Source organism: Nonomuraea sp. MTCD27 (assembly GCF_041950495.1).
Lineage (GTDB): Bacteria > Actinomycetota > Actinomycetes > Streptosporangiales > Streptosporangiaceae > Nonomuraea.
Window position 1 is genome coordinate 228564 of record NZ_JBGNUW010000015.1, and the last position, 26343, is coordinate 254906.

At 68.2% G+C, this 26343-nt stretch carries 26 protein-coding genes; 18 read left to right on the plus strand and 8 right to left on the minus strand.

What is annotated here, in order from left to right; genetic code table 11:
* Position 1: 1 nt before the first annotated feature.
* The 7 genes from ACBJ59_RS38250 to ACBJ59_RS38280 all read right to left on the minus strand — a co-directional run bounded on the left by ACBJ59_RS38250 (position 2) and on the right by ACBJ59_RS38280 (position 6628).
* The gene (locus ACBJ59_RS38250) at positions 2 to 778 is read right to left on the minus strand and encodes an ABC transporter permease (protein WP_375115036.1); all 777 of its coding nucleotides are present in this window, start codon (positions 776 to 778) and stop codon (positions 2 to 4) included.
* A complete protein-coding gene (locus ACBJ59_RS38255) occupies positions 775 to 1545 on the minus strand; it encodes an ABC transporter permease (protein ID WP_375115037.1) in 771 nt (256 codons plus the stop codon). Before ACBJ59_RS38255 ends, ACBJ59_RS38250 begins: the two co-directional genes overlap by 4 nt.
* On the minus strand, positions 1545 to 2531 hold the full coding sequence (locus ACBJ59_RS38260) for an ABC transporter substrate-binding protein (protein ID WP_375115038.1): 987 nt from the start codon (positions 2529 to 2531) through the stop codon (positions 1545 to 1547). Before ACBJ59_RS38260 ends, ACBJ59_RS38255 begins: the two co-directional genes overlap by 1 nt.
* Before the next feature lie 109 nt (positions 2532 to 2640).
* Entirely contained in the window at positions 2641 to 4089 is a 1449-nt protein-coding gene (locus ACBJ59_RS38265) for a dihydroorotase family protein (RefSeq protein WP_364114720.1), read from the minus strand.
* Positions 4090 to 4101: 12 nt separating this feature from the next.
* A complete protein-coding gene (locus ACBJ59_RS38270) occupies positions 4102 to 4890 on the minus strand; it encodes an ABC transporter permease (protein WP_375115039.1) in 789 nt (262 codons plus the stop codon).
* A complete protein-coding gene (locus ACBJ59_RS38275; RefSeq protein ID WP_375115040.1) occupies positions 4875 to 5684 on the minus strand; it encodes an ABC transporter permease in 810 nt (269 codons plus the stop codon). Before ACBJ59_RS38275 ends, ACBJ59_RS38270 begins: the two co-directional genes overlap by 16 nt.
* Entirely contained in the window at positions 5681 to 6628 is a 948-nt protein-coding gene (locus ACBJ59_RS38280; protein ID WP_375115041.1) for an ABC transporter substrate-binding protein, read from the minus strand. Before ACBJ59_RS38280 ends, ACBJ59_RS38275 begins: the two co-directional genes overlap by 4 nt.
* Before the next feature lie 594 nt (positions 6629 to 7222).
* Here ACBJ59_RS38280 and ACBJ59_RS38285 point away from each other — a divergent pair.
* The 17 genes from ACBJ59_RS38285 to dprA all read left to right on the plus strand — a co-directional run bounded on the left by ACBJ59_RS38285 (position 7223) and on the right by dprA (position 23271).
* The gene (locus ACBJ59_RS38285) at positions 7223 to 9955 is read left to right on the plus strand and encodes a nitrate- and nitrite sensing domain-containing protein (RefSeq protein WP_375115042.1); all 2733 of its coding nucleotides are present in this window, start codon (positions 7223 to 7225) and stop codon (positions 9953 to 9955) included.
* Positions 9952 to 10374, plus strand: coding sequence for a roadblock/LC7 domain-containing protein (locus tag ACBJ59_RS38290; RefSeq protein ID WP_346104683.1), 423 nt, complete (start codon positions 9952 to 9954; stop codon positions 10372 to 10374). Before ACBJ59_RS38285 ends, ACBJ59_RS38290 begins: the two co-directional genes overlap by 4 nt.
* Positions 10375 to 10379: 5 nt before the next feature.
* A complete protein-coding gene (locus ACBJ59_RS38295; RefSeq protein WP_375115043.1) occupies positions 10380 to 10811 on the plus strand; it encodes a DUF742 domain-containing protein in 432 nt (143 codons plus the stop codon).
* A gap of 7 nt (positions 10812 to 10818) precedes the next feature.
* Entirely contained in the window at positions 10819 to 11379 is a 561-nt protein-coding gene (locus tag ACBJ59_RS38300; RefSeq protein ID WP_195899383.1) for an ATP/GTP-binding protein, read from the plus strand.
* Between the two features lie 57 nt (positions 11380 to 11436).
* Positions 11437 to 12987 (plus strand): signal recognition particle protein, encoded by a 1551-nt coding sequence (ffh, locus tag ACBJ59_RS38305; RefSeq protein WP_375115044.1) that lies wholly within the window; start codon positions 11437 to 11439, stop codon positions 12985 to 12987.
* 252 nt (positions 12988 to 13239) lie between these two features.
* Positions 13240 to 13683 (plus strand): 30S ribosomal protein S16, encoded by a 444-nt coding sequence (gene rpsP / locus ACBJ59_RS38310; protein WP_364126915.1) that lies wholly within the window; start codon positions 13240 to 13242, stop codon positions 13681 to 13683.
* 1 nt (position 13684) lies between these two features.
* On the plus strand, positions 13685 to 13930 hold the full coding sequence (locus ACBJ59_RS38315) for an RNA-binding protein (RefSeq protein ID WP_043634919.1): 246 nt from the start codon (positions 13685 to 13687) through the stop codon (positions 13928 to 13930).
* Between the two features lie 73 nt (positions 13931 to 14003).
* Positions 14004 to 14504 carry a ribosome maturation factor RimM gene (gene rimM / locus ACBJ59_RS38320; protein ID WP_375115045.1) on the plus strand — a complete coding sequence of 167 codons (501 nt, stop codon included), beginning with the start codon at positions 14004 to 14006 and terminating at the stop codon, positions 14502 to 14504.
* Positions 14504 to 15304, plus strand: coding sequence for a tRNA (guanosine(37)-N1)-methyltransferase TrmD (trmD, locus tag ACBJ59_RS38325; protein WP_375115046.1), 801 nt, complete (start codon positions 14504 to 14506; stop codon positions 15302 to 15304). The genes rimM and trmD overlap by 1 nt, the downstream gene beginning before the upstream one ends.
* A gap of 137 nt (positions 15305 to 15441) precedes the next feature.
* Complete coding sequence (gene rplS, locus ACBJ59_RS38330; protein ID WP_080042338.1) at positions 15442 to 15804, plus strand: 50S ribosomal protein L19; 363 nt, start codon at positions 15442 to 15444, stop codon at positions 15802 to 15804.
* A 145-nt stretch (positions 15805 to 15949) separates the two neighbouring features.
* Complete coding sequence (lepB, locus tag ACBJ59_RS38335; RefSeq protein ID WP_375115047.1) at positions 15950 to 16807, plus strand: signal peptidase I; 858 nt, start codon at positions 15950 to 15952, stop codon at positions 16805 to 16807.
* Entirely contained in the window at positions 16807 to 17400 is a 594-nt protein-coding gene (lepB, locus tag ACBJ59_RS38340) for a signal peptidase I (protein ID WP_375115048.1), read from the plus strand. The genes lepB (ACBJ59_RS38335) and lepB (ACBJ59_RS38340) overlap by 1 nt, the downstream gene beginning before the upstream one ends.
* 52 nt (positions 17401 to 17452) lie before the next feature.
* The gene (locus ACBJ59_RS38345) at positions 17453 to 18121 is read left to right on the plus strand and encodes a ribonuclease HII (protein WP_375115049.1); all 669 of its coding nucleotides are present in this window, start codon (positions 17453 to 17455) and stop codon (positions 18119 to 18121) included.
* Positions 18122 to 18160: 39 nt separating this feature from the next.
* Positions 18161 to 18484, plus strand: coding sequence for a DUF2469 domain-containing protein (locus ACBJ59_RS38350; protein ID WP_026215037.1), 324 nt, complete (start codon positions 18161 to 18163; stop codon positions 18482 to 18484).
* Positions 18485 to 19574: 1090 nt separating this feature from the next.
* Positions 19575 to 19937, plus strand: coding sequence for a YraN family protein (locus ACBJ59_RS38355; RefSeq protein ID WP_375115050.1), 363 nt, complete (start codon positions 19575 to 19577; stop codon positions 19935 to 19937).
* Positions 19938 to 21473 carry a YifB family Mg chelatase-like AAA ATPase gene (locus ACBJ59_RS38360; RefSeq protein ID WP_375115051.1) on the plus strand — a complete coding sequence of 512 codons (1536 nt, stop codon included), beginning with the start codon at positions 19938 to 19940 and terminating at the stop codon, positions 21471 to 21473. It abuts the gene before it with no gap.
* Positions 21474 to 22056: 583 nt separating this feature from the next.
* Entirely contained in the window at positions 22057 to 23271 is a 1215-nt protein-coding gene (gene dprA, locus ACBJ59_RS38365) for a DNA-processing protein DprA (protein WP_375115052.1), read from the plus strand.
* Positions 23272 to 24318: 1047 nt separating this feature from the next.
* Here the strand turns inward: dprA and ACBJ59_RS38370 are convergent.
* On the minus strand, positions 24319 to 24909 hold the full coding sequence (locus ACBJ59_RS38370; RefSeq protein ID WP_375115053.1) for a helix-turn-helix domain-containing protein: 591 nt from the start codon (positions 24907 to 24909) through the stop codon (positions 24319 to 24321).
* A 103-nt stretch (positions 24910 to 25012) separates the two neighbouring features.
* Here ACBJ59_RS38370 and ACBJ59_RS38375 point away from each other — a divergent pair, with 103 nt between their 5' ends.
* Entirely contained in the window at positions 25013 to 26248 is a 1236-nt protein-coding gene (locus ACBJ59_RS38375; protein ID WP_375115054.1) for an alpha/beta hydrolase family protein, read from the plus strand.
* Positions 26249 to 26343 lie beyond the last annotated feature (95 nt).

A 26343-nucleotide genomic window follows, 5' to 3' on the forward strand; every position in this document is an offset into this window, starting at 1 on the left:
CTCAGCCGCGGCCGGCCTGCCGGTGCCAGACCAGGACCCGGCGCTCGGCCAGCACGAACAGGGAGTTCACCACGTAGCCGAGCACGCCGAGCAGGGCGATCGCGGCCCACACCCCGGCGCCGTCGAAGCTGCGCTGGGCCTGCAGGAGCTGGTAGCCGATGCCGTCGGTGCCGCCGATGAGCTCGGTGATCACCATGAGGATCAGCGCCAGCGACAGGCTCAGCCGCAGCCCGGCGAAGATCTTCGGCGAGGCGGCGGGCAGGAGGACGACCCACAGCCGCTGCTGGACGGTCAGGTTGAAGACCGCGGCGGTCTCGAGGTAGGTGCGATCCAGCGACCTGGCGCCGTCGATCGAGTTGAGCAGCACCGGCCAGATCACGCCGAACACGATCGTGGCCAGCTGCGTGGCCAGGCCCGCCTGGAACAGCACGAGGAACACCGGCAGCAGCAGCGGCGGCGGGATCGACCGGCCGAACTCGATCAGCGGGTTCACGTAGTCGGTCGCGGTCCTGGAGCGCCCGAGCAGCATCCCCAGCAGGACCCCGATCACCGCGGCCAGGACCCAGCCGCTGAACATGCGGCCGAGGCTGGGCAGGAGGTTGTCGATCGCGCCGTCGGTGAGGAACAGCCGCCCGGCCGGGCCGGAGAACCACAGCTCGTACATGCGGGCGACGATCGTCGTCGGCGGCGGGAAGTCGGTGTCCTCCACCGCGCGGGCGACGAACTCCCAGACGACCAGCACGACCGGGATCGCCCACAGCCTCGCCAGGGCCTTCATGACCCCTCCGTCCGCACCTGGTGCCAGTGGAAGAGGCGGCGCTCGCCGGCCAGCAGGGCCAGGTTCGCGACCACTCCCAGCAGGCCGGCCCAGAACGTGGCCGCCATCATGAGGTCCATCCGGTTGCCGCTGCCCGCCACGTTCACGTAGACGCCGATGCCGGCCGCGCCGCCGGCGATCAGCTCGGCGCTGACGGCCAGGACGAGCGCGATCCCGGCGGCGATCCGGACGCCCGTGGCGACGAACGGGGCCGCGCTGGGCAGGCTCACCCTGGCCAGCACGGCCAAAGGGCCGAAGCCGAAGGAACGCAGGGTGTCCTTGGCCATCGGGTCCACGTCGTGCATGCCGTACAGGGTGTTGATCAGGATCGGCCAGACGGAGGCGTACACGATGACCGAGACCTTCATCAGCTCATCCACCGGGATCAGCAGGATCGCCAGCGGGATGATCGCCACCGACGGGATCGGCCGCATGAACTCCAGGATCGGCCGGATGGCGCGCTCCACCGGAGGCAGCGCGCCGAGCAGCACACCCACGGGCACGGCCACCGCGATCGCGATCAGCAGGCCGAGCGCCCAGTTCGCGAGCGTCGCGACGACGCCCTCCAGGAACACGCCGTCCGCGAGGATCTCCCAGGCGCCGGCCAGGACGGCGGACGGCGCCGGGAAGACCAGGCCCTCGCCCAGGCCGTAGCGGATGAGCAGCTCTCCGGCGATGAGGAACCCCGCGACGCCGGCCGCGCCGCGGAGCAGTCGTGTACCGGTCATCAGCCCGTCGTCGTCGCGATGACCGACTTCACGTCGATGGGGCTGGTGAGGTACTTGTACTCGAGCATCAGGTCGGCCACCTTCTGCAGGCGGGCCGCGTCGAGCGCGGTCGGGTAGGCGCCCAGGGTGATCGCCGCCGCGGTCTTGGCGTCGATCTTCGTGTACGTCGGCAACATCGCCTCGATCTCCTTGCGGTCCGAGGACGCGAGCTGCTGCGCCTTGGAGATCGCCCGCTGGAAGGCCGCCAGCGTCTTGGGGTTCTCCTTGGCCCAGTCCTCGGTGGCCATCCAGCCCGCGATCGGCAGGTCCGCCGTCGCGCCCGTCATCGTGTCGGCGATCGACCGGAAGCCGAGCGCGTTCGTGTTGGCCGTGATGAACGGCTCGGTGATCCAGCCCGCGTCCGCCTGGCCGGAGTTGATCGCGTTGCCCATCTCGGGGAAGGGCTTCTCGGCGAACTTGACGTCGATCTCGGTGAGTCCGGCGGCCTTGAGCTGAGAGGTCACCGCCAGCGTGGCGATGTTCCTGAGGTTGTTGACCAGGACGGTCTTGCCCTTGAGGTCCGCCACCGTCTTGATGGGGGAGTCCTTCGGAACCATGATGTTGAAGGTGTTGGGCGCCGCCTGGTACATGTCCGCGACCAGCTTGATCTTCTTGCCCTGGCCCACGGCCAGGAACGTCGAGACGTAGTTGGTCTGCGAGATGTCCAGCGCGCCGCTCTCGATCTGCGGCAGCGCCGCCGCGCCACCGGTGATCGTGACCGGCTCCACGGTCAGGCCCTCTTCCTTGAAGAAGCCCTTGGCGTTGGCGATGTAGAGGGCGACGGGGTCCGGGATCGGCAGGGCGCCGACCTTGATCGTGGTCTTCTCTAAGCCCGTGCTGTCGGCGGCGGGGCTGGGAGGCGCGTCACCGCCCCCGCCGCAGCCGGCGAGCACGAGAGCGATGGAAACTCCCAGGACGGCTGCCCGGGATCGTGCGTTGCGGGTCATCAAGATCTCCTACCAGGGGGTGGATGGCTCTTGGAGAGCGACCTACGTCACTGGGCGGGAGCGTACCCGAGTAATGATCACTTCGGCACCGGCGTACGTTCTGGGGCGTTCAGGCAGGTCGGGACACGTACCGCCCGATGGGGGAACCCACGACCTTGCCGGACTCCAGCACCCGGTTACCGCGGACGAACGTGTCCGACACCCTGGCGGTCAGTTCGAACCCTTCGAACGGCGTGTACTCCTGCGTCGACTCCGAGTCCTGCGCCCGCACCGTCCAGGTGTGCGCGGGGTCGACCAGGCAGATGTCGGCGTCGAAACCGGGGGCGATCGTGCCCTTGGTCCGCAGGCCGAACCGCTTGGCCGGGTTCCAGGAGGTCAGCGCGGCGATCCGGCCGTACGGCAGGCCCCTGCGCCGCCCCTCGGTGATCAGGCCGGGCAGCAGGTACTCGGCGCCGCCGAAGCCGGCCTTGGCCACGAAGACGTCGTCGCGCGGCTCGCCGAACTTGAGCTCCTCGCGGCAGCAGGCGTGGTCGCTGACGACCCAGCTCACGGTGCCGTCGAGGACGTACTCCCACAGCGCCTCGACGTCCTCGCGCGGCCTGATCGGCGGGTTCACCTTGCCGCCGATGCCGCTGGCCGTGTCGATGTCGGCGAGCAGATGCCCGATCGTTACCTCGCGCCGGAAATCGATGTGCGGGAACGTGGCCGCCATGCGTACGGCCGCGTCCATGGCCTTGCGGGAGGACAGGTGGAGCAGGTTGACGTTGGCCAGCCCGGTCTCGTGGGCGAGGTAGGAGGCGATGAAGACGGCCAGTCCCTCGGAGTGCGGGGGCCGGGAGGCGCTGTAGGCGGCCAGCCCGCTCAGGTCGCCGGCCTCCTCCACGAGCTTGGTGTAGGCCGTCATGATCTCGGCCGTCTCGCAGTGCAGCGACAGCGAGATCTCGTCCGCCAGCTCGGGCAGCCGCTCCCTGGCCGCCTGCACGCCGCGCATCACGAACTCGAAGTGCGCGTAGTCGTAGCGCTCGCCCTCGGGCAGCATCAGGAAGGCCCGCTGGTCGTCGGAGCGCCCGTGCAGCCCGTGCCCGCCGTAGAACATGAAGATCTTGAACGACGGCACCCCGAACCGCTCGACCAGGTCGGGCAGCTCGCCGATGTGCCCGCTCGACATGGGCGCCAGGTGGAACCCGTAGTCCACGAACGCCCTGCCCTCGGCCTGCTTGAGCACCTCGGGGAAGAACTCGGCGTAGGGGCCGCCCCTGTTGAGGTAGTACTGCCCGGTCCGCATGTACGTGAGCGCCGTCGTGACGCCGCCCTGAGCACTCGCCCGGCTCTCGGACTCGGTGTCCTCCGGCAGCGGGTTGTAGATGCCCCAGTGCTGGTGGGCGTCCACGACACCGGGGAAGGCCAGCTTGCCGCCCCCGTCGATCACCTCGCCGGCCGCGGGCAACCCGGGCTCGACCCGGACGATGCGGCCGTCCGCGATGGCGATGTCCGCGTCGACCGGCTCGTCCCGATCGTGGGTCACGACCTTCACGTTCTTCAGCAACAGCTCGGTCACAGGGGGAGTCTCCTAAGCGATGCGGTGAGCGTCGCGGTGCCAGGCGAGCACGCGCCGCTCCACCATGAGGAACAAGGTGTTGAGTGTGAAGCCGAGCACGCCGAGCAGCAGGACGCCGGCCCAGATGGCCGGCATGTCGGCGTTGTTGCTGGCCAGGTTGAGGAGGTAGCCGATCCCCTCGGTGCTGCCCTTGAGCTCCGAGATGATCATCAGGATCAGCGCCAGCGAGACGCTCAGCCGCAGGCCGGCGAAGATCTTCGGCGACGCGGCGGGCAGGATGATCCGGACGAGCCGGAGATGCGCGGGCACGCCGAACACGGCGGCGGTCTCGATCTTCAGATGGTCGAGGTTGCGCGCGCCGTCGATGGAGTTGAGCAGGATCGGCCAGATGATGCCGAAGACGATGGTCGCGAGCTGCACCTGCGTGCCCATCGTGAAGAGCACGAGGAAGACCGGGAGCATGGCCGGCGGCGGCACCGCCCGGCCGAACTCGATCAGCGGTGAGATGTAGTCGGCCAGCGTGGCGGACCTGCCGATCGCGACGCCGAGGGCCACGCCCACGATCACCGCCACGCTCCAGGCCGAGACCACCCTGACCAGGCTTGGGACGAAGTTCTCGATGGCCTCTTCGGTGAGGATGTACGGCCCGGAGAACCACATCTCGTACATGCGGGACACGATCAGGGTCGGCGTCGGCAGGTACGGGTTCTCCAGGGACCGCGCGAGCAGCTCCCAGCCGCCCAGGATGACGGGGACCAGCCACAACCGCTTGACGATGGTGAGTATCACGTCGCCCGCCACTTGAACAGTCGTCGTTCGGCCCGCACGAGAGCGGTGTTGACGACGAGCCCGATCGCGCCCGCCCACAGCAGGGCCGCGATGACGTCGATCATCGCGTCGGCGCCGATGCCGGTGCTCGCCTCGATGAGGAAGCTGCCGATGCCGCTCGAACCGCCCACGATGTACTCCACGCTGATCGCCAGGATGAGCGTGATGGAGGCGGCCAGCCGTACCCCTGTCGCGATGAAGGGGGCCGCGCTCGGCAGGGACACCCGCCAGATCACCGAGCCGCGTCCGAATCCGAACGAGCGCAGGGTCTCCTTGCCCAGCGGGTCCACGTCACGCACGCCGTACAGGGTGTTGATCAGGATCGGCCAGGAGGCGGCGAAGACGATGAGGGCGATCTTGGCGTTGATCTCGGGCTGGAAGAAGAACAGCGCCAGCGGGATCAGCGCGACGGAGGGGATGGGCCGCAGGAACTCCACGAACACCCTGGTCATCTCCTCCACCACCGGGACCGTTCCCAGCAGCAGGCCGATCGGCACGGCCACCAGCACGGCGAGCGGCAGCCCGATGGCCGCCGCGGTGAGCGTGCCCCGCAGGTCGTCGAGGAAGACGGGGTCGACGGCGAGCGCGGCGGTGCGCGCCAGCGTGTCGGCCGCCGGTGGCAGCCATTTGAGCAGGCCCGACATGCCCAGAATCTGCCAGGCGAGCAGAAAACCCGCCACGCCGGTGGCGTGACGGGCCAGCTTGATCAGCTTGGCGCGGGCGAGCGGGACCCGCTCGCGCCGCGCCGCGGTGACTGTGCTCATCATCCCTGAGAGGCGGAGTAAATCATCGAGGTGACGTCCATCTTCTGCTTGAGCATGCCGGCGTCGACCATGAGGTCCGCGACCCGCTGGATGCGCTGGGCGCTCAGGGAGGTCGGGTAGGCACCCAGGTTGATCGTGGCGGCGGTCTCGGCCGGGATCTTGGTGAACGTCGGCAGGACCTTCGTCACGGCGCTACGGTCCGTGGCCGCGATGTTCTGCGCCTTGGCCATGGCCCGCTGGAACGCGGCGAGCGTCTTGGGGTTCTCCGCCACCCACTTCTCCGTGGCGGCCCAGCCGGTGATGGGCAGGCCGTCGGTCGGGCCGGACATCGTGTCCAGCAGCATGGTGGCGCCGAGGTCCTTCTTGGCCTGGCTGACGTACGGGTCCGTCATCCAGACGGCGTCCACGTCGCCCTTGTCGAGCGCGGAGAGCCAGTTGGTGGTCGGAACCTCGACGTACTCGATGTCCGTGTCGGGGTTGAGACCAGCGATCTTCATGTGCGGGTTCATCGTGAGGGTGCCCAGACCCTTGAGGGCGTTGACGCCGATCTTCTTGCCCTTGAGGCCGGCGACGTCCTTGATGGAGGAGCCCTTCTTCACCATCACGCCGAACGCACCCGCCGCACCCTGATAGGAGTCGGCGATGTACTTGAACTTCTCGGTGCCCGCCTCCTGGATCGTCAGGATGGTGGCGTAGCTGCCGAGTACGACGTCCATGGTGCCGTTGGAGAGCTTGGGCAGCACCATCTGGGGAGCCTGGATCGGCTCCTGCTTGACGTTGAGGCCTTCTTCCTTGAAGAAGCCGCGCTCCATGGCGATGAACAGCGGGGCGGAGTCCGCGCCGGGGTACTGGCCGATCAGCAGGTCGGTCTTCATGCCGGCGGAGGCGCTGGAGCCGGTCGACTCCCCGCCTGAACCGGAACACCCCGTGACGACGAGGGTGGCCACAAGCCCAACCAGAGCAGTGCGCCCTAATGCACCGAACCGCATTGCGGGTCTCCTTTGAACCGAGGGGGGTGAAGTGCGAACGGGAGTGTTCAACGACGGAGGCACCCTAGCGCAGGCAGTACTACTCACCGCAGCCAGTACATAGGAAATTAACGAGATATATGCATATATAGGACGATTGATGTGGTTTTGTCCGATTATCTGGGGTGCCTACCTCTTGACTTGGGGGGCGTGCAATGGGTGTTGTGTTTTGAGAAGATTGTCGGTTTATGTGGTGACTGCGATCTTTGCGGTATTGGCCGATCTCCTGTTGATGTGCTCCAATTAGCTCTCGCCCCAAGGGTGCGTCGGCGTCACACTGCAAACACAGGCAAGACGTGATCTTCGTGCACCAGACCATCCGAGGAGAGGTTGCGGAGGCAAGTGAAGAGTGTTGTCCCCTCTGTGGGCGGGGATCAGGGCTTAGCAGACCAAGCCCCCCGAAACGCATCCCGTAAGCCACAGGCGCCGGTTCCGGGCAAGAAGTCGGAGGCCGGCAGCCGGAGGGCGGGGGCTCGCTTCTCCCTGCGTAACTGGCGGGTACGCTCCAAGCTCGTGGTCCTGGTCGTCATCCCGACCATCGCGGCGCTCACGCTCGGTGGCCTGCGGGTCACCACATCGATCGCCACCGCCAACGAATACGCGCAGGTCAACGAGGTCGCCGTACTGGCGAGCCGGCTGACCGCCCTCGCCCACGAGGTGGAGGCCGAGCGCGACCTGAGCGCCAGTTACGTCGCACAGGGCCGCAGAAGCGGCAGCCCGGCGGACGTCGCCTCCCAGTACGAGCGCGTCGACAAGCTCGTCGTCGAGGTCAGGAGCGGCGTCGAGGACCTGGCGAGCGGCACCAGCCCGCACGCGTCCGAGGCGCTGCGCATCAAGAACCGCCTCGACGAGCTCGCCACCTCGCGCAAGACCGCCATCGACTCCCAGCTCGACGTGAACTCCGTCATCGAGCTCTACGACCGGTCCATCTCGGACCTGCTCTCGCTCAACGACAAGATCGACCGAGGCGCGGTCGACAAGGAGCTGTCGGCGAGCGTCGCCGGCTTCGGCGCCCTGTCCCGGGCCAAGCAGTACGTCTCCACCCAGCGAGCCCTCCTCGTGTCGGCCCTGGCCACCCGGAGCTTCGGCAAGGACGAGCTCGACGCTTTCATCGCCGCCCGCGCCCAGAAGAACAGCGAGCTGAGCACCTACAGGTCGCAGGTCCCCCTGGTGCTGCGCCAGCTCTACGACGACACCGTCAGCGGCAAGGCCGTCGACCGCGCCGAGATCCTCGCGGCCCGGGCCCTGGTCCTCCAGGAGGCCGGCCTCCCCCTGATCGACCGCCAGGTCGGGCTCACCCGTGACGGCGAGGCGTGGTACGACGCCATCACCGAGACCATCACCGGCATGCGCAAGGTCGAGCAGCAGGTCGCCGAGAGCATCGTGCTGCGCAGCCGCACCCTGGAGGGCGCGGAGCAGCAGGGCGCCATCATCGTGGCCGGCGCGATCGTGCTCCTGCTCATCCTCGTGCTGCTGGTCACCGTGATCATGGCCCGCTCGCTGAGCGGCCCCCTGCGCAGGCTGCGCAGGGAGGCCCTGTTCATCGCCGGGCGTCGCCTGCCCGACACCGTCCGCCAGCTCCGCGAGGCGGAGACGGTCTCGGACAACGTCGACGTCGAGCCGATCGGAGTCGCCTCCAACGACGAGATCGGTGAAGTCGCGCGGGCGTTCGACGAGGTGCACCGCGAGGCGGTCCGGCTGGCGGGCGAGGAGTCCCGCCTGCGCAGCAACGTCAACGCGATGTTCGTGAACCTGTCGCGGCGCAGCCAGACGCTGGTGGAGCGGCAGATCACCCTGATCGACGGCCTGGAGCAGGGCGAGCAGGACGAGCAGCGGCTCGGCAACCTGTTCAAGCTGGACCACCTGGCCACCCGCATGCGCCGCAACAGCGAGAACCTGCTGGTCCTCGCCGGCCAGGAACCGCCGCGCCGCTGGAGCAAGCCCGTCAAGCTGGTCGACGTCGCCCGAGCCTCGCTCTCCGAGGTCGAGAACTACGAGCGCGTCGTCCTCCAGGTCCCCGACGGGGTCTCCGTGGCCGGCCAGGCCGTCAACGACGTCATCCACCTGATCGCCGAGCTGGTCGAGAACGCGCTGTCGTTCTCGCCCCGCGAGACCAGGGTGACCGTGTCCGGCAGCCGGATCGACGGCGGCGGCGTGATGCTGTCGATCACCGACTCCGGCATCGGCATGACCCAGGACGAGCTGGCCCAGGCCAACGACCGCCTCATCGACGCGCCCAGCGTGGACGTGTCGGTGTCGCGCCGCATGGGCCTGTTCGTGGTCGCCAGGCTGGCCCACCGGCACGGCATCCGGGTGCAGCTGCGCCCGCACGGCTCCGGTGGCCTGACCGCCATGGTCCTCATGCCCGAGGCGCTCCTGGGCTCGCAGTCCCCCGCCTACCCGGGGGGAGCGGCGGCCCCGGGAATGCCGGGCGGCATGCCCGGCGGCATGCCGAGCCAGGACGAGGGCTTCGGATTCGGCGGACCGCCGTCCGTGCCGCCGCCTCCCGTGCCCCAGTGGGGCGGGGGCGAGTACCGCCCGGGCCCCGGGCACCCGTCGTTCCCCTCCCAGCCGAGCATGGACACGGGCTGGCCGTCGGCCGACACGCGCGGCAACGGCGGTCCCCAGTACGACAGCACCGACGTCTGGGTTCCCTCGCGCAACCCCATGAGCTCGCCGTCCGGCGGCTGGACGAACAACGCCGCCCTGCCGCCGCAGCGCCCCGCCGCCGACGACCGGCCGGACACCGGCTGGGGAGCGGACACCGGCGGATCGGACATGGGCTTCAGGCGGTCACGGTACGAGATGCCGGAGACCGAGTCCGCGGCCACCGGCCCGATCCCCGTCGTGAAGCCCGCCTCCTCGGGTGACGAATACCTGCCGATCTTCGCCTCGGTCGAGTCCAAGTGGTTCGACCAGGGCGCCGAGGGCGAGGCCACCTGGGGATCGGCCAAGGCCGACGCGGGCTGGAACGCGGCCCAGGCGGTGGTGGAGCCGGTACGTGACGGTGCGACGGCGGCGGGACTCCCCAAACGGGTTCCCAAGGCCAACCTGGTGCCCGGCTCGGCGGACACCGTCTCGGCGCCGAAGGGGGTCGCGCCCATGCCGGCCGTCTCCCCCGAACGGGTACGCAGCCGTCTTTCGAGCTTCCAGCAGGGTTTCAGGGCAGCACGAGACGACATCAGCGAGGGAAGAACGTATCCCTCCGGTCCGAGAAGTGTTGAGAGCAGGGATGAACGCGCATGAACGACCTGAGCCAGTCGGCACGTGGGGTGGATTGGTTAATCACCGACTTCGTCAGCACGGTCCCGGGGGTCGCACACGCCGTGGTCGTCTCGTCCGACGGTCTGCCGCTGGCGGCGTCGGCGGGTTTTCCGGCGGATCGGGCTGACCAGCTCGCCGCGATCGCGTCCGGGCTGGTCTCTCTGACACAGGGCGCGGCCCGGGTGTTCGAGGGCGGCGCGGTGAACCAGACGATCGTGGAGATGCAGCGCGGGCTCATGCTGATCATGTCGATCAGCGACGGTTCGTGCCTCGCCGTGCTGGCGGCCCCCGACTGTGACATGGGGTTGGTGGCGTACCAGATGACGCTGATGGTCGATCGCGCCGGTCAGGTACTGACTCCGGCTGTGCGCGCGGAGCTGCGCGCCAGCCAGACCAGGTGATGTAGGTGACGAATCCCACGTGGAACAGCGGAGGCTGGAACAGCGGCGGCTGGAACAGCGGTGGCTGGGAGCCGCCGCCGCCCCAGCCACCCAGCTCCGACCCCGCCTCCCCGGTACGGCCCTACGCCGTGACGGGCGGGCGGACCGCGCCCAAGGTCAAGCTGGCGATGGAGGCCCTGGTGTCCTCGGCGACCGCCGAGCACCGGGAGTTCTCGCACATCACGCCCGAGTACAAAGCGATCAGCCAGCTCTGCCTGCAGGTCCGATCGGTGGCAGAGGTGTCGGCGCTGCTGCGGATCCCGCTCGGCGTGGTGCGTGTTCTGATCGCGGACATGGCGGCCGAGGGCCTGGTTCGGGTGCATCAGCCGCAGCTGGATGAGGGTAGGCCGGACGTCAACCTGCTGGAAAGGGTGCTAAGTGGACTTCGCAGGCTCTAGCCCCGGATTGACCTCGACGAAGATCGTGGTCGCCGGCGGGTTCGGGGTTGGCAAGACGACGTTCGTCGGCGCGGTGTCGGAGATCATGCCGTTGACGACGGAGGCCGTCATGACGGATGCCTCCGCCGGAATCGACGATCTGGGCATGACACCGCTGAAGTCGACCACGACCGTGGCCATGGACTTCGGCCGCGTGTCGCTGGACCGCGACCTCATCCTGTACCTGTTCGGCACGCCCGGGCAGCACCGGTTCTGGTTCATGTGGGACGACCTGGTGCGCGGTGCCATCGGCGCGGTCGTGCTGGTCGACACCCGCCGCCTGGCCGACAGCTTCCCGGCCATCGACTATTTCGAAGAGGCCCAGCTCCCGTTCATCGTGGGGGTGAACGGGTGGGACGGCCAGTACGCGCACAGCGACTCCGAGGTGCGCGACGCCCTTACGCTGGCCCCGCACATCCCGATGGTGCGGCTCGACGCCCGCTCCAAGGACTCGGTCAAGAGCGCTCTGATCAACCTCGTCGAGCACGCTCTCACGGTCCGGATGGCCGTGCCAGGCTGGAGCGGCTAGCGGAGCGGATAGGCTGGAGTCTTAGACGTACATTCGCTTCGAGGACTGGCCAACCACGTGTTCGAGACGCTATCCGACCGGCTGACATCGGTCTTCTCCTCCCTCCGATCCAAGGGGCGGCTGTCCGATGCCGACATCGACGCCACCACCCGTGAGATCCGCATCGCCCTGCTAGAGGCCGATGTCGCACTGCCGGTGGTCAAGGCGTTCGTCGCCCAGGTCAAGGAGCGTGCCCGCGGTTCCGAGGTCTCCCAGGCGCTCAACCCGGCGCAGCAGGTCGTCAAGATCGTCAATGACGAGCTGATCGGGATCCTCGGCGGCGAGACCCGCAGGCTCCGCTTCGCCAAGACGCCGCCGACCGTCATCATGCTGGCGGGCCTCCAGGGCGCGGGCAAGACGACGCTGGCGGGCAAGCTGGCCAAGTGGCTGCGCGAGCAGGGCCACGTGCCCATGCTGGTCGCCGCCGACCTGCAGCGGCCCAACGCCGTCCAGCAGCTCCAGGTCGTGGGCGAGCGCGCCGAGGTCGCGGTCTACGCGCCGGAGCCCGGCAACGGCGTGGGCGACCCGATCTCGGTCGCCCGCACGTCCATCGACGAGGCCAGGCGCCTGCAGCACGACATCGTCATCATCGACACCGCGGGTCGCCTGGGCATCGACCAGGAGATGATGAAGCAGGCCGCCGACATCCGCGACGCGGTCTCGCCCGACGAGGTCCTGTTCGTGGTCGACGCCATGATCGGCCAGGACGCCGTCACGACGGCGCAGGCGTTCATGGAGGGCGTCGGCTTCGACGGCGTCGTGCTGACCAAGCTCGACGGCGACGCGCGCGGTGGCGCGGCGCTCTCGGTCCGGCACATCACCGGCCGGCCGATCATGTTCGCCTCCACGGGCGAGAAGCTGGAAGACTTCGACGCCTTCCACCCCGACCGGATGGCCTCCCGCATCCTCGACATGGGTGACATCCTCACCCTGATCGAGCAGGCCCAGAAGACGTTCGACGAGGAGCAGGCCGCCAAGATGGCCGGCAAGCTCACGTCGGGCGAGAACTTCACGCTCGAGGACTTCCTCGAGCAGATGATGATGGTCCAGAAGATGGGGCCCATCAAGAACCTGCTCGGCATGATGCCCGGCATGGGGCAGATGCGCGACCAGATCAACTCCATCGACGACCGCGACCTCGACCGCATCGCGGCCATCATCCGCTCGATGACCCCGGCCGAGCGCCAGGACCCGAAGATCATCAACGGTTCCCGCCGCGCCCGCATCGCCGCCGGTTCCGGCGTCACCGTGAGCGCCGTGAGCAACCTGGTCACCCGCTTCTTCGACGCGCAGAAGATGATGAAGCGGATGGCCGGCGGCATGGGCATTCCCGGCATGCCCGGGGGCCGGGGCAAGGCGAGCAAGGCGCAGAAGAAGGCCAAGAAGGGGCGGCGCGTCAGCGGCGACCCGCGCAAGGCCGCGCTGGGCAAGGCCGCCGCCGAGGAACCCGACGGGGAGCAGCCCGCGAAGGGCGGCGTGCTGGGCAACCTGGGCGGCAAGCTGCCGCCGGGGATGGAGCTCCCGCCCGGCTTCGACCCGTCCAAGCTGCGGCTTCCCGGCCAGAAGTAACCGGTCGGCGCCCGCCGCCGCGGCGGCGGGCGTACGCCGATATCCGGTCCTTGCCGGACCTTTGCGGTGCGCTGCCGTGACAAGTCGTAGGCAGTGCCGTCGATCTGGCACAATGACATGTTGGAACACCGTGACCAGGTGGGTGCCCTCTCATCTCCCACAGGTCACGCCTGTCCCTGGAGCGTCATCCCGTCGTGCCCCACTCGGCGAGGTGCCGTTCACCCACGCTCGAATGCAGGAGAGACCACACCCGTGGCAGTCAAGATCAAGCTCAAGCGGCTCGGCATGATCCGCAACGCTCAATACCGTATCGTCGTCGCCGACAGCCGCACCAAGCGTGACGGCCGGGCGATCGAGGAGATCGGCCTGTACCACCCGAAGGAACACCCTTCGCGCATCGAGGTCAACGCCGAGCGTGCGGCTTACTGGCTGGGTGTCGGCGCGCAGCCGACCGAGCCGGTGCTCAAGCTGCTCAAGCTCACCGGCGACTGGCAGAAGTTCAAGGGCGAGCCCGCCCCTGCGCCGCTTCTGGTCGCCGAGCCCAAGCCTGACCGGCACGCCCTCTACGAGGCCGCGGCCAAGGAGACGCTGTCCGGTGGCGACACCGGCACGGCCGCCACCACGCCGAAGAAGGCCAAGAAGAAGGACGAGGCCGAGGCCGCCCCCGCCGAGACCCAGACCGAGGGCGAGGCCTGACGTGCTCGAGGAGGCTCTCGAGCACCTCGTTAAGGGCATCGTCGAACATCCTGACGATGTCCGGGTCCGCGCACGCCGCATTCGCAGCGGGCGCGTCCTGGAGGTCCGGGTGCACCCCGAGGACCTGGGCAAGGTCATCGGACGCGGCGGGCGCACCGCCAAGGCGCTGCGCACGGTCGTGAACGCCCTGGCCGACGGGAAGTACGTACGGGTCGATCTGCTCGACCTGCACGAAGCAGTCCGTTAGCGTCAGGTTTGCGCGCCCTCATCGGTCTCGTTCCGATGGGGGCGCTTGCGTTGATAAGAGAGGGCAGGTTCACGTGCAGCTGGTCGTCGGCCGGATAGGCCGCCCGCACGGTGTACGCGGTGACGTGACCGTGGAGGTGCGCACCGACGATCCCGAGCTGCGCTTCGCGGCCGGCATCTCGATCGAGACGGACCCCGCGGACCGGGGGCCGCTCGTCGTCACGTCCCGCCGCTGGCACAAGGGCATGCTGCTGGTGTCGTTCGAGGGGGTCGCCGACCGCGACGCCGCCGAGGAACTGCGCGGCACCATGCTGGTCATCGACTCGGCCGAGGTGACGCCGTCCGATGACCCGGACGAGTTCCACGACCACCAGCTCATCGGGCTGGCGGTGCGGACCGTCTCCGGCGAGCCGGTCGGAGAGGTGGCGGACGTCCTCCACCACGGCCAGGACCTCCTCGTGGTGCGTCGCGAGGGCCAGGACGACGCGCTCATCCCGTTCGTCAAGGAGCTGGTGCCCGAGGTCGATCCGGAGGCGGGGCGGCTGGTCGTCGATCCGCCCGAGGGGCTGCTCTGATGCGGCTCGACATCGTCTCGATCTTTCCCGAATACTTCGCCCCGCTCGACGTCTCGCTGATCGGCAAGGCGCGTGAGCGCGGCACCCTCGACGTACACGTGCACCAGCTCCGCGACTGGGCCCACGACGTGCACAAGACCGTGGACGACACCCCGTACGGCGGGGGGCCGGGCATGGTCATGAAGCCCGAGGTGTGGGGCGAGGCCATCGACACCGTGATCGCCGCCGGCCCCGAGGGCCCGGACGGCGGGTTGCCGCGGATGATCGTGCCGACGCCGAGCGGGCGGCCGTTCAGCCAGGAGCTGGCGCAGGAGCTGGCGGGGGAGCCGTGGCTGCTGTTCGCGTGCGGGCGCTACGAGGGCATCGACTCGCGGGTCATGGCCGAATACTCCTCCCGGCTGCGCGTCGACGAGGTCAGCATCGGCGACTACGTGCTGGCCGGTGGCGAGGTGGCGGTGCTGGTCATGGTGGAGGCCGTCGGCAGGCTGCTGCCCGGCGTGCTCGGCAACGCCCAGTCGGCCGTGGACGACTCGTTCGCGCCCGGCTCCATGCAGAACCTCGTCGAGGGTCCCGTCTACACCAAGCCGCCCGTGTGGCGGGGGCACGAGGTGCCCGCCGTGCTGCTGTCGGGACATCACGGCAATGTCGCCAGATGGCGGCGCGACGAGGCGATCCGGCGTACCGTACGGAACCGGCCCGAACTGGCGGCGGCGCTCGACCCCGCGACACTGGACAAGCACGACAGAAAGCTCCTTGAAGAGCTCTCGTTTCGCCTCCAGCCGGAAGATATGGCAAACTGAATCGCTGCCAACCGTCGTACGGTTGGTCCGTCATGCCCGGGAAACGATCCCGGGTTCATCAAATCAGCAAGCGCGTCCGCCGCGAGCCTCGGCCGGGTGGACCTCCGCGTGCTCGCGAGGACTTGAGGACAGCTCTCATGCACACGAAGATCCAGGAGCTCGAGAAGGCGACCCTGCGCGGTGACGTGCCGGCGTTCCGCCCGGGTGACACGCTCGAGGTTCACGTACGAGTCGTCGAAGGCAACCGCTCCCGCATCCAGGTCTTCAAGGGCTTCGTGCTGCGCAGGCAGGGCAGCGGCGCCCGCGAGACCTTCACGGTCCGCAAGGTCAGCTACGGTGTCGGCGTCGAGCGCACCTTCCCCGTGCACAGCCCGGTCATCGAGAAGATCGTGCTCGTGACCCGCGGCGACGTGCGCCGGGCCAAGCTTTACTACATGCGCGACCTGCGCGGCAAGGCCGCCCGCATTCGCGAGAAGCGCGAGACGACGGCCGCCAAGTAGGCTCCGTTGTTCTCTTCCGATGGCCCGCGCACCGCGCGGGCCATTCGGCTTTACAGGGCCGTTTCCTTTATGTGGAGCGACTCGTGCGTGGGTGTAACGTCGGTCGAGGCTTGTCGAGCCGGTGCATCATCTAGGCTCGTCAGCGATGACTAGCGAGAGCCAGGAGCACGGCGCGGCGCGCCGCCCTGTCGAGGACGAGGTGGACGTGGTCGCCGAAGAGACTCAGAAGCCGGCCAAGGGTGAAAAGACGGAGAAGAAGGGGTCGTTCTGGAAAGAACTTCCCGTTCTTATCGTCGTAGCCCTGGTGCTGGCCCTGATCATCAAGACGTTTGTGGTCCAGGCCTTCTACATTCCGTCGGAGTCGATGGAGAACACCCTGCTGAAAAACGACAGGGTCCTGGTCAACAAGCTCGTCTACCACACCCGCGACATCGAGCGGGGAGACGTGGTGGTGTTCTCGGGAGTCGACTCGTGGGACGGCGAGTTCCAGCTGGAGGAGCCGCCCAACGCGTTCGCGGCGTTCTTCCGGTGGGTCGGCACCGCGTTCGGCGTCGTGCCCGGCGAGAAGGACTACATCAAGCGGGTCATCGGCGTCGGCGGTGACCACGTCAAGTGCTGCGACTCCAAGCAGCGCATCACGGTCAACGGCACCCCCATCGACGAGGAGAGCTATCTCTATCCGGGGAACGTGCCGTCCGACAAGTTCTTCGACATCACGGTGCCGGAGGGGCGGCTGTGGGTGATGGGCGACCACCGCTCGGTCTCGCTCGACTCCCGGTCCCACACCGGTGATCCCGGCGGCGGCTCCATTCCCGAAGGTCAGGTCATCGGCCGGGCCTTCGTGATCGTCTGGCCGTTCAACCGGTTCGACTCGATCGACATCCCTGACACGTTCGCGCAGCCCGCGCTCCAGGCACTCGGCGGGTCCGTGCCGCTGGTCGCCGGGTTCGGGCTGGCCGTACCCTTGGTGCTGGTTCGTCGGCGCCTGCGGAGGAGGCGTTGATGGCCGTCACCAAGAAGGCGGAGGGCGTGGGGAAAGAGAAGAAGAAGGGCGGTTTCCGCGAGACCGTTCTGCTGCTCATCATGGGCGTCGGCATCGCGCTGCTGCTGCAGGCGTTCGTGGTCGGCTCGTTCTACATCCCGTCCGTGTCGATGGAGAACACGCTGCTGGTCAACGACCGCGTGTTCGTCAACAAGCTGGCGGGCAAGCCCGAGCGCGGCGACATCGTGGTGTTCAAGGGCTGGAACGGCGAGGACACCATCAAGCGGGTCATCGGCATCGGCGGCGACAAGGTGGTGTGCTGCGACAAGCAGAAGCGCATCACGGTCAACGGCACGCCGCTGGACGAGCAGTCCTACCTCTACCCCGACGATTTCGCTTCCGGCGATAAGTTCGACGTCACGGTGCCCCCCGGGAAGCTCTGGCTGATGGGTGACCACCGCAGCGCCTCGGCCGACTCCCGGGCCCACATGGAGGAGCCCGGAGGCGGCTTCATCTCGGAAGACGCGGTGGTGGGCAAGGCCGTGGTGCGCTACTGGCCGCTGTCGCGGGGCTATCTCTTCTCCCGTCCTGACACTTTCGACAAGGTCAAGTAGCGGGGGCTTTCGGTCGCGGTTTGCGGCGATTGGGGCGTACGCTGCCTGTGTCATGACAGTTGCGTTCCGCCCTCGACCGAGCGTCGTCCGGCGCGATTCCGGACTCTACGCCTATGAGCGGGCGCTCGCCCGCCGCGGCCTCACCCCTATAGCGGGCGTCGACGAGGCCGGGCGTGGCGCGTGCGCGGGGCCGCTCGTGGTCGCCGCCGTCATCCTGCGCAGGCAGATCGACGGCCTGGCGGACTCGAAGCTGCTCACCCCGCTGGTGCGCGAACGCCTCTACGACCAGATCATGCGCGTCTCTCACGTAGGCATAGTGATCATCCCGTCGGGGGAGATCGACGCCAAAGGTCTTCACAAATGCAATGTCTCAGGAATGCGGCGAGCCGTCGCACAGTTGCCCTGTGACCCGGAGTACATCCTGACGGACGGTTTCCCGGTGCCGGGCCTGCCGGCGCCGTCGCTGGCCGTGTGGAAGGGGGACCAGGTGGCCGCATGCGTGGCGGCCGCGTCCATCGTGGCCAAGGTGACCCGGGATCGCCTCATGGTCGCGCTGGACGAGCGCTACCCGCAGTACGGCTTCGCCGAGCACAAGGGGTATGTCACACCAGGACACCGGCTGGCGCTGGAAACGCACGGCCCGTGTCCCGATCACCGTTACTCCTTTGTCACGGTGGCGAGGGGGATGGGTGAAAATGAAATGGGGGCCGGGGTTGCCTGAGCAGGCAAACCGGGGGACCGGTACGACAGGAGGACCGCGATGAGCGCAGAGGATCTCGAAAAGTACGAAACCGAGATGGAGCTGCAGCTTTACCGCGAATACCGTGATGTCGTCGGTTTGTTCACATACGTGGTGGAGACTGAGCGGCGGTTCTATCTGACCAACTCGGTCGACCTCGACGTCCGTACCGCGGAGAACGGCGACGTCTTCTTCGACGTGAAGATGCAGGACGCTTGGGTGTGGGACATGTATCGGCCGGCGCGGTTCGTCAAGAATGTGCGGGTGGTCACGTTCAAGGATGTGAACGTGGAGGAGCTCGCCAAGGCGGACCTGGAGATGCCGAAGGAAGGGTTCTCGGGGTAGCGAGGGGTGGGCCGGGGTCCGGGGGTGGATTCGAGCTTCGGGACGGCTCAGGCGTGGGCTCGGGGCTGTGGCGGCTGGTGGCGCCCCTGGTCATCGGCTGAACCTCGACCACCGGTTCGCCGGTGATCCCCGTCTTGGGTCGGGCCTGTGCGTCTATGCCTGCCGCCTGTGAGAGGCGGTGGGGGGTGTGTGGTCGGGCCGGTCGGGTGGCTGGTTCAGCCGCGGGGCCGCCTGCCTGGTACGGCCGCCGACATCTGGTCGGGCTGCCGCCGCCGTCTCGATGCGGGCCTCCCGCACCTGGTCACGGGTGTCCCCGGCCGTCTCGAAGCGCCGCCGATGTCTGATCAGCGGTGGCTCGCCCGTCTTGACACGGGCCTTCCGCACCTGGTCAGGGGGGCCGCCGCTCTCTCGACAGCGCCGCCCACATCTGACCGGCGGTGCCGCTGTCGTATCGACACGGCCTTCCACCCCTGATCGGCCGCGCCACCGCCTCATCGGGACGTTCGCCACCTACAGCTGGTCGGCCACGCTGCCGCCGCACCCTTCACCGCCATGGCCGTCGTCCACGCCGGGACAGCCAACGTTGCTCGCCGTCCCAGCACGGCGCGCCTATCCGCCCCCGGGTTTGGCCACACGCCCGGCCTCTTGGCCTGTCGGCATCCACACACCGGTGGCCATCCGGGCTCCCTACACGGCCATCACCCACGCCCTTCCTCCCACGCCCTTCCCCCACGCGCTTCCTTCCACATCCTCCCGCGACCCCTGACGCCCTCCCAAGCCCTGCTGACACCCTCCCTACGGCCTGGAACCGCGCCGATCCCGCCTACCGGGCCGCGCCTACCGGGCCCCCGGCTACCGGCCCCCGGCCTTCGCCAGCTCCGACCCCGGTCCACCAGCTCCGGCCCGTTCCCAGCCTCAACCAAGGGCCGAGTCGAGCCGAGTCGACCCAAGCCGATCCGAGCCGTTATCCACAACCCCCACTCAACCCACCCCCGCCATCCCCAGAACCCCGTTCGGCCCCGCCACCACCACCCCGCATCCACGAAGGTCATGACCAGACACGCACCGATCGACCGGACGGAGATGGCACATGGCCACGGAGAGCAAGCTCGAGCTAGGCAAACGCGGCGAACAGGCAGCCGTGACCTACCTGGAGGCCGAGGGGATGAAGGTGATCGAGCGCAACTGGCGCTGCCGCCATGGCGAGATCGACATCATCGCGGAAGAGGGCCCCAACCTGGTCGTGGTCGAGGTCAAGACCCGATCGAGCAGATCCCACGGCTCGGCCCTGGAATCGGTGAGCCCAGCCAAGCTCGCCAGATTGCGCATGCTCGCCGCAAAGTGGCTGACCACACAGTCCTCCCACACGTACGAGACCGTACGAGTCGACGTGATCGCCCTGGAGCGCTTCGCCGGAGACTTCGCCCTGCGCCACGTACGGGGGGCGATCTAGGTGGCCGTGGCCCGCACCCGCAGCGTGGCCCTGGTGGGCGTCGCCGGCCGCACTGTCGAGGTCGAGGCCGACGTGGGCAACGGCCTGGCCGGCATCCACCTCATCGGTCTGCCGGACACGGCGCTCAGCGAGGCCCGCGACCGGGTGCGATCAGCGGTCGTCAACAGCAGTTATCCCTGGCCCGACGCCCGCATCATCGTGAGCCTCTTCCCGGCCAGCCTCCCCAAGCGCGGATCGCAGTTCGATCTGGCGATCGCCGTGGCAATCCTGGGTGCGGCAGGCGTGGTCCCCGCCGAACGCATCGCGGAGCCGTTCTTCCTCGGAGAGCTCGGCCTCGACGGGCGCATAAGACCCGTACGCGGCGTGCTTCCCTCCGTCCTGGGCGCGGCCAAGCACGGCGATGTCACGGTGGTCGTCCCGTCGGCGAACTCAGCGGAGGCCGTCCTCGTACCTGACGTGAAGGTGGTCCCCGTCGCCCACCTCCGCCAGCTCGTGGAGTGGCTGCGCAAGGGAGACGACCCACCCGAGGCCGAGGTCGAGGAGTGCCCCGAGCCGCCCAAGTCCACCGTCGTCCCCGACGTCGACCTGTCGGATGTCGTGGGCCAGCCGACCGCCCGGCGCGCCCTCGAAGTCTGCGCGGCCGGTGGCCACAACCTCTGGATGCTCGGTCCGCCTGGCACCGGCAAGACCATGTTGGCCGAACGCCTCCCCACCCTCCTGCCGGATCTGGAGCTCGACCACGCCCTGGAGGTCACCGCCATCCACTCGGTCGCAGGCGTGCTCCCGACCAACGCCCCCATGATGAGCCGGCCCCCCTTCATCAGCCCGCACCACACAGCGACCTCGGCCGCGATCATCGGAGGCGGCAGCACGATCGTCCGCCCCGGAGCCGTCTCCCTGGCACACCGAGGGGTCCTGTTCATGGACGAGGCCCCGGAGTTCCCGCGCCATGTCCTGGACGCGCTCAGGCAGCCGCTGGAGTCCGGCCGGGTGACGGTGTCGAGGTCGGCGGGCTCGGTCACGTTCCCCGCCAGGTTCATGCTGATCCTGGCCGCGAACCCCTGCCCCTGCGCCCAGGCCGAGGACCAGGGCGAAACCTGTAAATGCTCCCCCACGATCAGACGCCGCTACCTGGGCAGGCTCTCGGGCCCACTCCTCGATCGCATAGACATGAAGGTCACGGTCGCCCGCTCCACCAGACGCGAACTCCTGGCCGACCGCCAGTTCGTGGAGACCAGCAAGACCGTGGCCGAACGCGTCCTGGAGGCCCGCGAACGAGCCGCGAAACGCTTGGCCGGCACTCCTTGGCGCTCGAACGCCGAGATCCCCTCCTCCATCCTCCACGCCGACTACCGCCCGTCCGCAGAAGCCATGCGCCCCATGACGTCCTGCCTCGACTCGGGCGCCCTCACCGCCCGCGGCCTCGACCGCGTCGTACGAGTGGCGTGGACCCTCGCCGACCTGGCCGGCAACGACAAGCCAGGCCAGGACGAGACAAACGCCGCCCTGAGTTTCTGGCTAGGCGTGAAGTCGTAGCGCCCCGCAACCCAGCAAACCCCCGCAGAATCCCACGACTCAACACCCCACCCCTTAGCGACCCCTCCACGTCCCACGACCTGTAGGAGCTCCCATGCCCGCCCTCCACGCAACAACCACCCACCAGCCCCAGTCACCCACATCAGCTCCCCTGACCACCCCACCCCCAGCACCGGAAAGCATCGACATACCGCTCGCAGCCACCGACGAGACCCCACAAGCCCCCGCAACCAGCACCCCACCACATGAGATCTCGCTCCACCCCGAAGCAGGAACCGTCAGCAGAGCCAGCCCCAAGAACGAGGCTGAGACCGTCACAGAGACGCCCATGGCACTGCCCACCCAAGCCAAGACGCACACCCAACCCGGAACGGGACCCCACCCTCCGACGGACACTCACTCCAAGACGGACACTCACTCCAAGACGGACACCCAACCCCCACCCGGAACCCCAACCCGAACTGGAACAGGACCCGGAACTCGAACCGGAACTCGAACCGGCACCGGAACCAGGACATCAACTCAGACCGAAGCCGAGGCCAGAGCCGCCCTCATGCGGGCCACCGACGTAGGAGACACCACCATGGGCCGCCTCGTCGCCCAGTACGGCGCTCATCGAGCGGTGGAGGCGATCCGCACCCGCACCCTCCCGCCGGAATTCGTCTCCCGGGAAGCCGAGCGAGACCGCTCACCAGACCACCTCACCTCCCGCCTGAACACCTGGTACGCCCGCCTGGCATCCGCCAACCCCGCAGCCGACATCGAAGCAGGAGAAAGATCCGGCGCCAGATTGATCATCCCCGGCAGCCCAGAATGGCCCACCCAGCTGGATCAACTAGGCCTGAGCCGCCCCCTGGCTCTGTGGGCCCACGGCACAGCAGATCTCCGCTTCTCCTGCCTCCAATCCGTCGCCGTTGTGGGGGCAAGGGCAGCAACCTCGTACGGATCGCACATAGCAGCCGAGTTCGGCGTCGGCCTCAGCGAGTCAGGCTGGACCGTCGTGTCAGGCGGAGCGTTCGGAGTGGATGGCGCGGCCCACAAAGGTGCCCTGGCCGCAGGTTCACCCACTGTCGTGGTCCTGGCCTGTGGTGTGGACATCTGCTACCCGACCGGCCACGACACCCTGTTCGCCGCAGTGCGAGAGCAGGGTGTCGTGATCAGCGAGTGCCCACCAGGCGTTCACCCGACCCGAGCGCGCTTCCTCATCAGAAACCGCCTCATAGCCGCCCTTTCCATGGGAACGGTGGTAGTGGAGGCCGCCCTCCGCAGCGGCGCCCTCAACACGGCAACCCACGCCCTGTCCCTCAACAGACACCTGGGAGCGGTCCCCGGCCCGATCACGTCGGGCATGTCAGCGGGTTGCCACAGACTCCTCCGAGAACGAAAAGCGGTGTGCATCACCTCACCGGAGGAAATGATCGACCTCGTAGGCGTGATGGGCGACGACCTGGCCACGCAATCCCGAGCCCCAGCCGTCCCCAGAGACAAACTCAACGAGCCGACCAAAAGAGTCCTTGACGCGATCCCCGCCCGAGGCGGCGCAGGCCCCGCCTCGATCGCGGTGGCAGCCGGCTTGGGCCTGGACACGACGTTGAGCGCACTGGGCGGCCTGGCAGCCGCAGGCTACATAGAAAGAACCGAGAACGGCTGGCGCCTCCGCAAACAGACCACCACATACCGCAAAGCCTCCGACTCCGCCGCCCTGGACCCCCCACCCACCCCACAACCCGACCCCGCCGACTCCCCACCACCCCCGGACGACTTCCCACCCCCGGAGTACGACCACCCCAACTCCTAGGAGACCACCACCACAACTCAGGACCGGCCGCTCACGACCTCGCACCCCGTTCGCAATTCGTAGACCAACGACTTCAAGTGCCGTGGCCACGCAGAATGGCAAGGGGCATGGCCGACAAGTCGTCCCAGATCCACTCCACGGCGCCGGCCATCAGACGCGATCTTCATACGGAACCCAACAAAGTAGGGGCCACCGGTACAGGTTCTGCCTCGCCGCTGTCGCTCAAGCAGCACACTGATTCTGCGGCCATCGTTATGCTCTCCTTCGGTCTCGACCAAGACCCTCTTAGGATCAAGCGGTGGCCGTCACCATTTCACCGGCCGCACGTCGACGTCAGGGCGACTTCGTCGAAGGTTCCCGCGACCAGGGCATTGGCCTGAGATGTGACGCTGTGAGAGCAAGGATCGGGCCACCCTCATCGGGCGGGCATCGCCCTTGCGAGTGGATCTAGGCACAAGGCGGTGACCAATGGCCGCGGCGGCGACCGGTCAAGCGCGCTCGCACTCGCCCTTCACCCCAGCCCGGGTCCGCCTCGACCCGGGTTCGTCTCGGCCCGGGTTCGTCTCGGCCTTGGCCCGCCTCTGGCTCGCGGCTTGACCTCGGCCCGGCCCGGTTACGACCTCGGCCCGGGTGCGCTCCTGACCCAGCCCGCCTCTGGCCCCGGCTCGCCTTGTTCCCGGTCCCAGTCTTGGTTCCAGCTGCCCATGGTCCCACTTCGGACCGGGTCCTGTCCCCGGCCTTGGTCTTGGACCTGGGGTCAACTCGGTCCTCGGTCTCGGTTTGGTTCACGGTGTCGGTGTCCGCCCGGACACGCTCCGGATTCAGGTTTCGTCCAGGCTCTGGATGGCCGTCTGCCCCGGCCATTGATGGCCTTCACCCTCGGTCATCGACTGCCGTTGCCCTCGGCCCCTTGGCAGTCCTTGCCGTTGAACGGTGCTTGCCCTCGGCAGTCCTTGCCCCAGCCCTTTAGCAGTCCTCGGCATTCGTCTCCGGTTTCGGTTCAGGTTCCGGTTTGAGGTTCGGTGTTGAGGTTGGCTGGGTCTCGGATCAGGTGCCGGGGTCGGGCTCGGTCCTGGTTTCAGCCTCGGAGGTGGTTTCGGGGTTGGAAGGTGGCGTCTCGAGAGGGAACAGGATCGGGCTGAGCAGGTATTGGGCGCGGTCCGGGGTGGATTGGTTGGCCAGTCGGGGCGCGATGGCGCTGCGTAGGTCGCTGATCAGGTCGTGGAGTTCGTCGTGACTGAGCCAGACGGCGTGCTGCCGGTATCCGACGAGATCCTCCACCGGGTCGGCGTGATCTCGGTCGAGGTAGGCGTTGAACTCGGCCAGCAAGATAGCCATGGCCGTGGCGAAGCCGCGCCGGTGATCGTCGAGCGACAGCGATTCGACCATGGCGTTGTCGATCACCGCCAGGTCCTGGCGCAGGCGATATCGGCGCTCCACTGCTCCCCGTACCCGCCGCTCGTCGGCCACCTCCAGGATTCCCCCGGTCGCCAGCAGGTCGATGTGGCGATAGAGCGTGGCCTTGGAGACGTCGGGGATTCGCGCGCACAGCTGGGAGGTCGTCAACAGACGCCCTCCACTCATCGCGTGTACGACGCGCAGCCGTACGGGGTGTGCCAGGAGCTCCAAGGTGTCCACGTGCTTATGGTCTCATATGTGCTACCTTTCTCATTAATGAGAACAATGGAGGTGATGGTAGATGGGAACTGATCAGCTGGCTACGGCCGTTGCGGTCGTGGAGATGGCGCGCGACGGGCGCTTCGGTGAGATCGGGGAGATGTTCGCTCCGGAGTTGCGGGCGGCCGTGTCCGATCAGGCGCTGCAGCTTGCTTGGACGATCGAGATGGGCAAGCGGGGTCCGGTTTCCGCCGTCGAGGAGCCGGTGGGGGAACCGGTCGACGCTGGACGGGTACGCGTGAGCGTTCCGGTCGTCTGTGAGCGTGATGGGTTCACGGTGGTCATGTCGGTGGATGACGCCGGCGCACTGCATGGGCTGCAATTCGTGCTCGCGACCACCGCCACGTGGGCACCGCCGGACTATGCCGTGCCGCAACTCTTCGTCGAGCAGGACATCACGGTCGGGTCGGGACCTCTTGCCGTGCCCGGGACGCTGAGCCTGCCGCTTGGCGCCGAGCCGCGGCCCGGCGTCGTCCTGCTCAGCGGAGGCGGGCCGTTCGACCGCGACGAGACCATCGGGCCGAACAAGCCACTCAAGGATCTCGCGTGGGGGCTGGCGAGCCGGGGCGCGGCCACCCTGCGGTTCGACAAGGTGACGCATACGCACAGCCAAGTGACGAGCGCGCCCGACTTCACGATGGCCAGCGAGTACGTGCCGCACGCGGTCGCCGCCGTACGCGCCCTCCAGAACCAGCCGGGAGTCGATCCCACGAGGGTGTACATCCTGGGGCACAGCATGGGAGGCAAGGTCGCTCCGCGGGTGGCGGCCGCCGAACCGTCCGTGGCCGGTCTGGTGATCCTCGCCGGTGACACGCAGCCGATGCATCGTGCCGCCGTACGCGTCGCCCGCTACCTCGCCTCCCTGACCCCCGGCCCGCCCGCAGACGCCCTCGTGAAGGGGATCATGGAGCAGGTGGCGATGGTCGACAGCCCTGACCTGTCGCCCTCGACACCGGCCAAGGCGTTGCCGTTCGAGCTGCCCGGCTCGTACTGGCTGGACATGCGCGCCTACGACCCTGTAGCGGCCGCGGCGGCGCTGGACAAACCGATGTTCATCGGTCAGGGAGGCCGCGACTATCAGGTGACCGTCGCGGACGACTTGTCGGGGTGGCGGGACGGTCTCGCGCACCGGCCGGATGTCACGATCCGGGTGTACGACGCCGATAACCACCTGTTCTTTCCGGGCGTGGGTCCGTCAACGCCCGCGGAGTACGAACCTGCGCAACATGTCGATCCGGCTGTCGTCGGTGACATCGCGGAGTGGCTGGCATTGCGGGGCGGGGCCGCTCTCTCCGTGTGACGCCCTTGATCGGGTGCGGTTGGGTGGAGCTGGTGGGCAGCTCTTGGGGGTGTTGGTGTCAGTGGGGGTGCGGTGGCCGCCGATGTGACCGGTAC

Excerpts from the sequence above, each read along its gene's own strand:
- ACBJ59_RS38250 (WP_375115036.1), bottom strand. The coding sequence starts at position 778 with ATGAAGGCCCTGGCGAGGCTGTGGGCGATCCCGGTCGTGCTGGTCGTC.
- ACBJ59_RS38255 (WP_375115037.1), bottom strand. The coding sequence starts at position 1,545 with ATGACCGGTACACGACTGCTCCGCGGCGCGGCCGGCGTCGCGGGGTTC.
- ACBJ59_RS38260 (WP_375115038.1), bottom strand. The coding sequence starts at position 2,531 with ATGACCCGCAACGCACGATCCCGGGCAGCCGTCCTGGGAGTTTCCATC.
- ACBJ59_RS38275 (WP_375115040.1), bottom strand. The coding sequence starts at position 5,684 with ATGATGAGCACAGTCACCGCGGCGCGGCGCGAGCGGGTCCCGCTCGCC.
- ACBJ59_RS38290 (WP_346104683.1), top strand. The coding sequence starts at position 9,952 with ATGAACGACCTGAGCCAGTCGGCACGTGGGGTGGATTGGTTAATCACC.
- trmD (WP_375115046.1), top strand. The coding sequence starts at position 14,504 with ATGCGGCTCGACATCGTCTCGATCTTTCCCGAATACTTCGCCCCGCTC.
- rplS (WP_080042338.1), top strand. The coding sequence starts at position 15,442 with ATGCACACGAAGATCCAGGAGCTCGAGAAGGCGACCCTGCGCGGTGAC.
- lepB (WP_375115047.1), top strand. The coding sequence starts at position 15,950 with ATGACTAGCGAGAGCCAGGAGCACGGCGCGGCGCGCCGCCCTGTCGAG.
- lepB (WP_375115048.1), top strand. The coding sequence starts at position 16,807 with ATGGCCGTCACCAAGAAGGCGGAGGGCGTGGGGAAAGAGAAGAAGAAG.
- ACBJ59_RS38345 (WP_375115049.1), top strand. The coding sequence starts at position 17,453 with ATGACAGTTGCGTTCCGCCCTCGACCGAGCGTCGTCCGGCGCGATTCC.
- ACBJ59_RS38350 (WP_026215037.1), top strand. The coding sequence starts at position 18,161 with ATGAGCGCAGAGGATCTCGAAAAGTACGAAACCGAGATGGAGCTGCAG.
- ACBJ59_RS38355 (WP_375115050.1), top strand. The coding sequence starts at position 19,575 with ATGGCCACGGAGAGCAAGCTCGAGCTAGGCAAACGCGGCGAACAGGCA.
- dprA (WP_375115052.1), top strand. The coding sequence starts at position 22,057 with ATGGGCCGCCTCGTCGCCCAGTACGGCGCTCATCGAGCGGTGGAGGCG.
- ACBJ59_RS38375 (WP_375115054.1), top strand. The coding sequence starts at position 25,013 with ATGGCGCGCGACGGGCGCTTCGGTGAGATCGGGGAGATGTTCGCTCCG.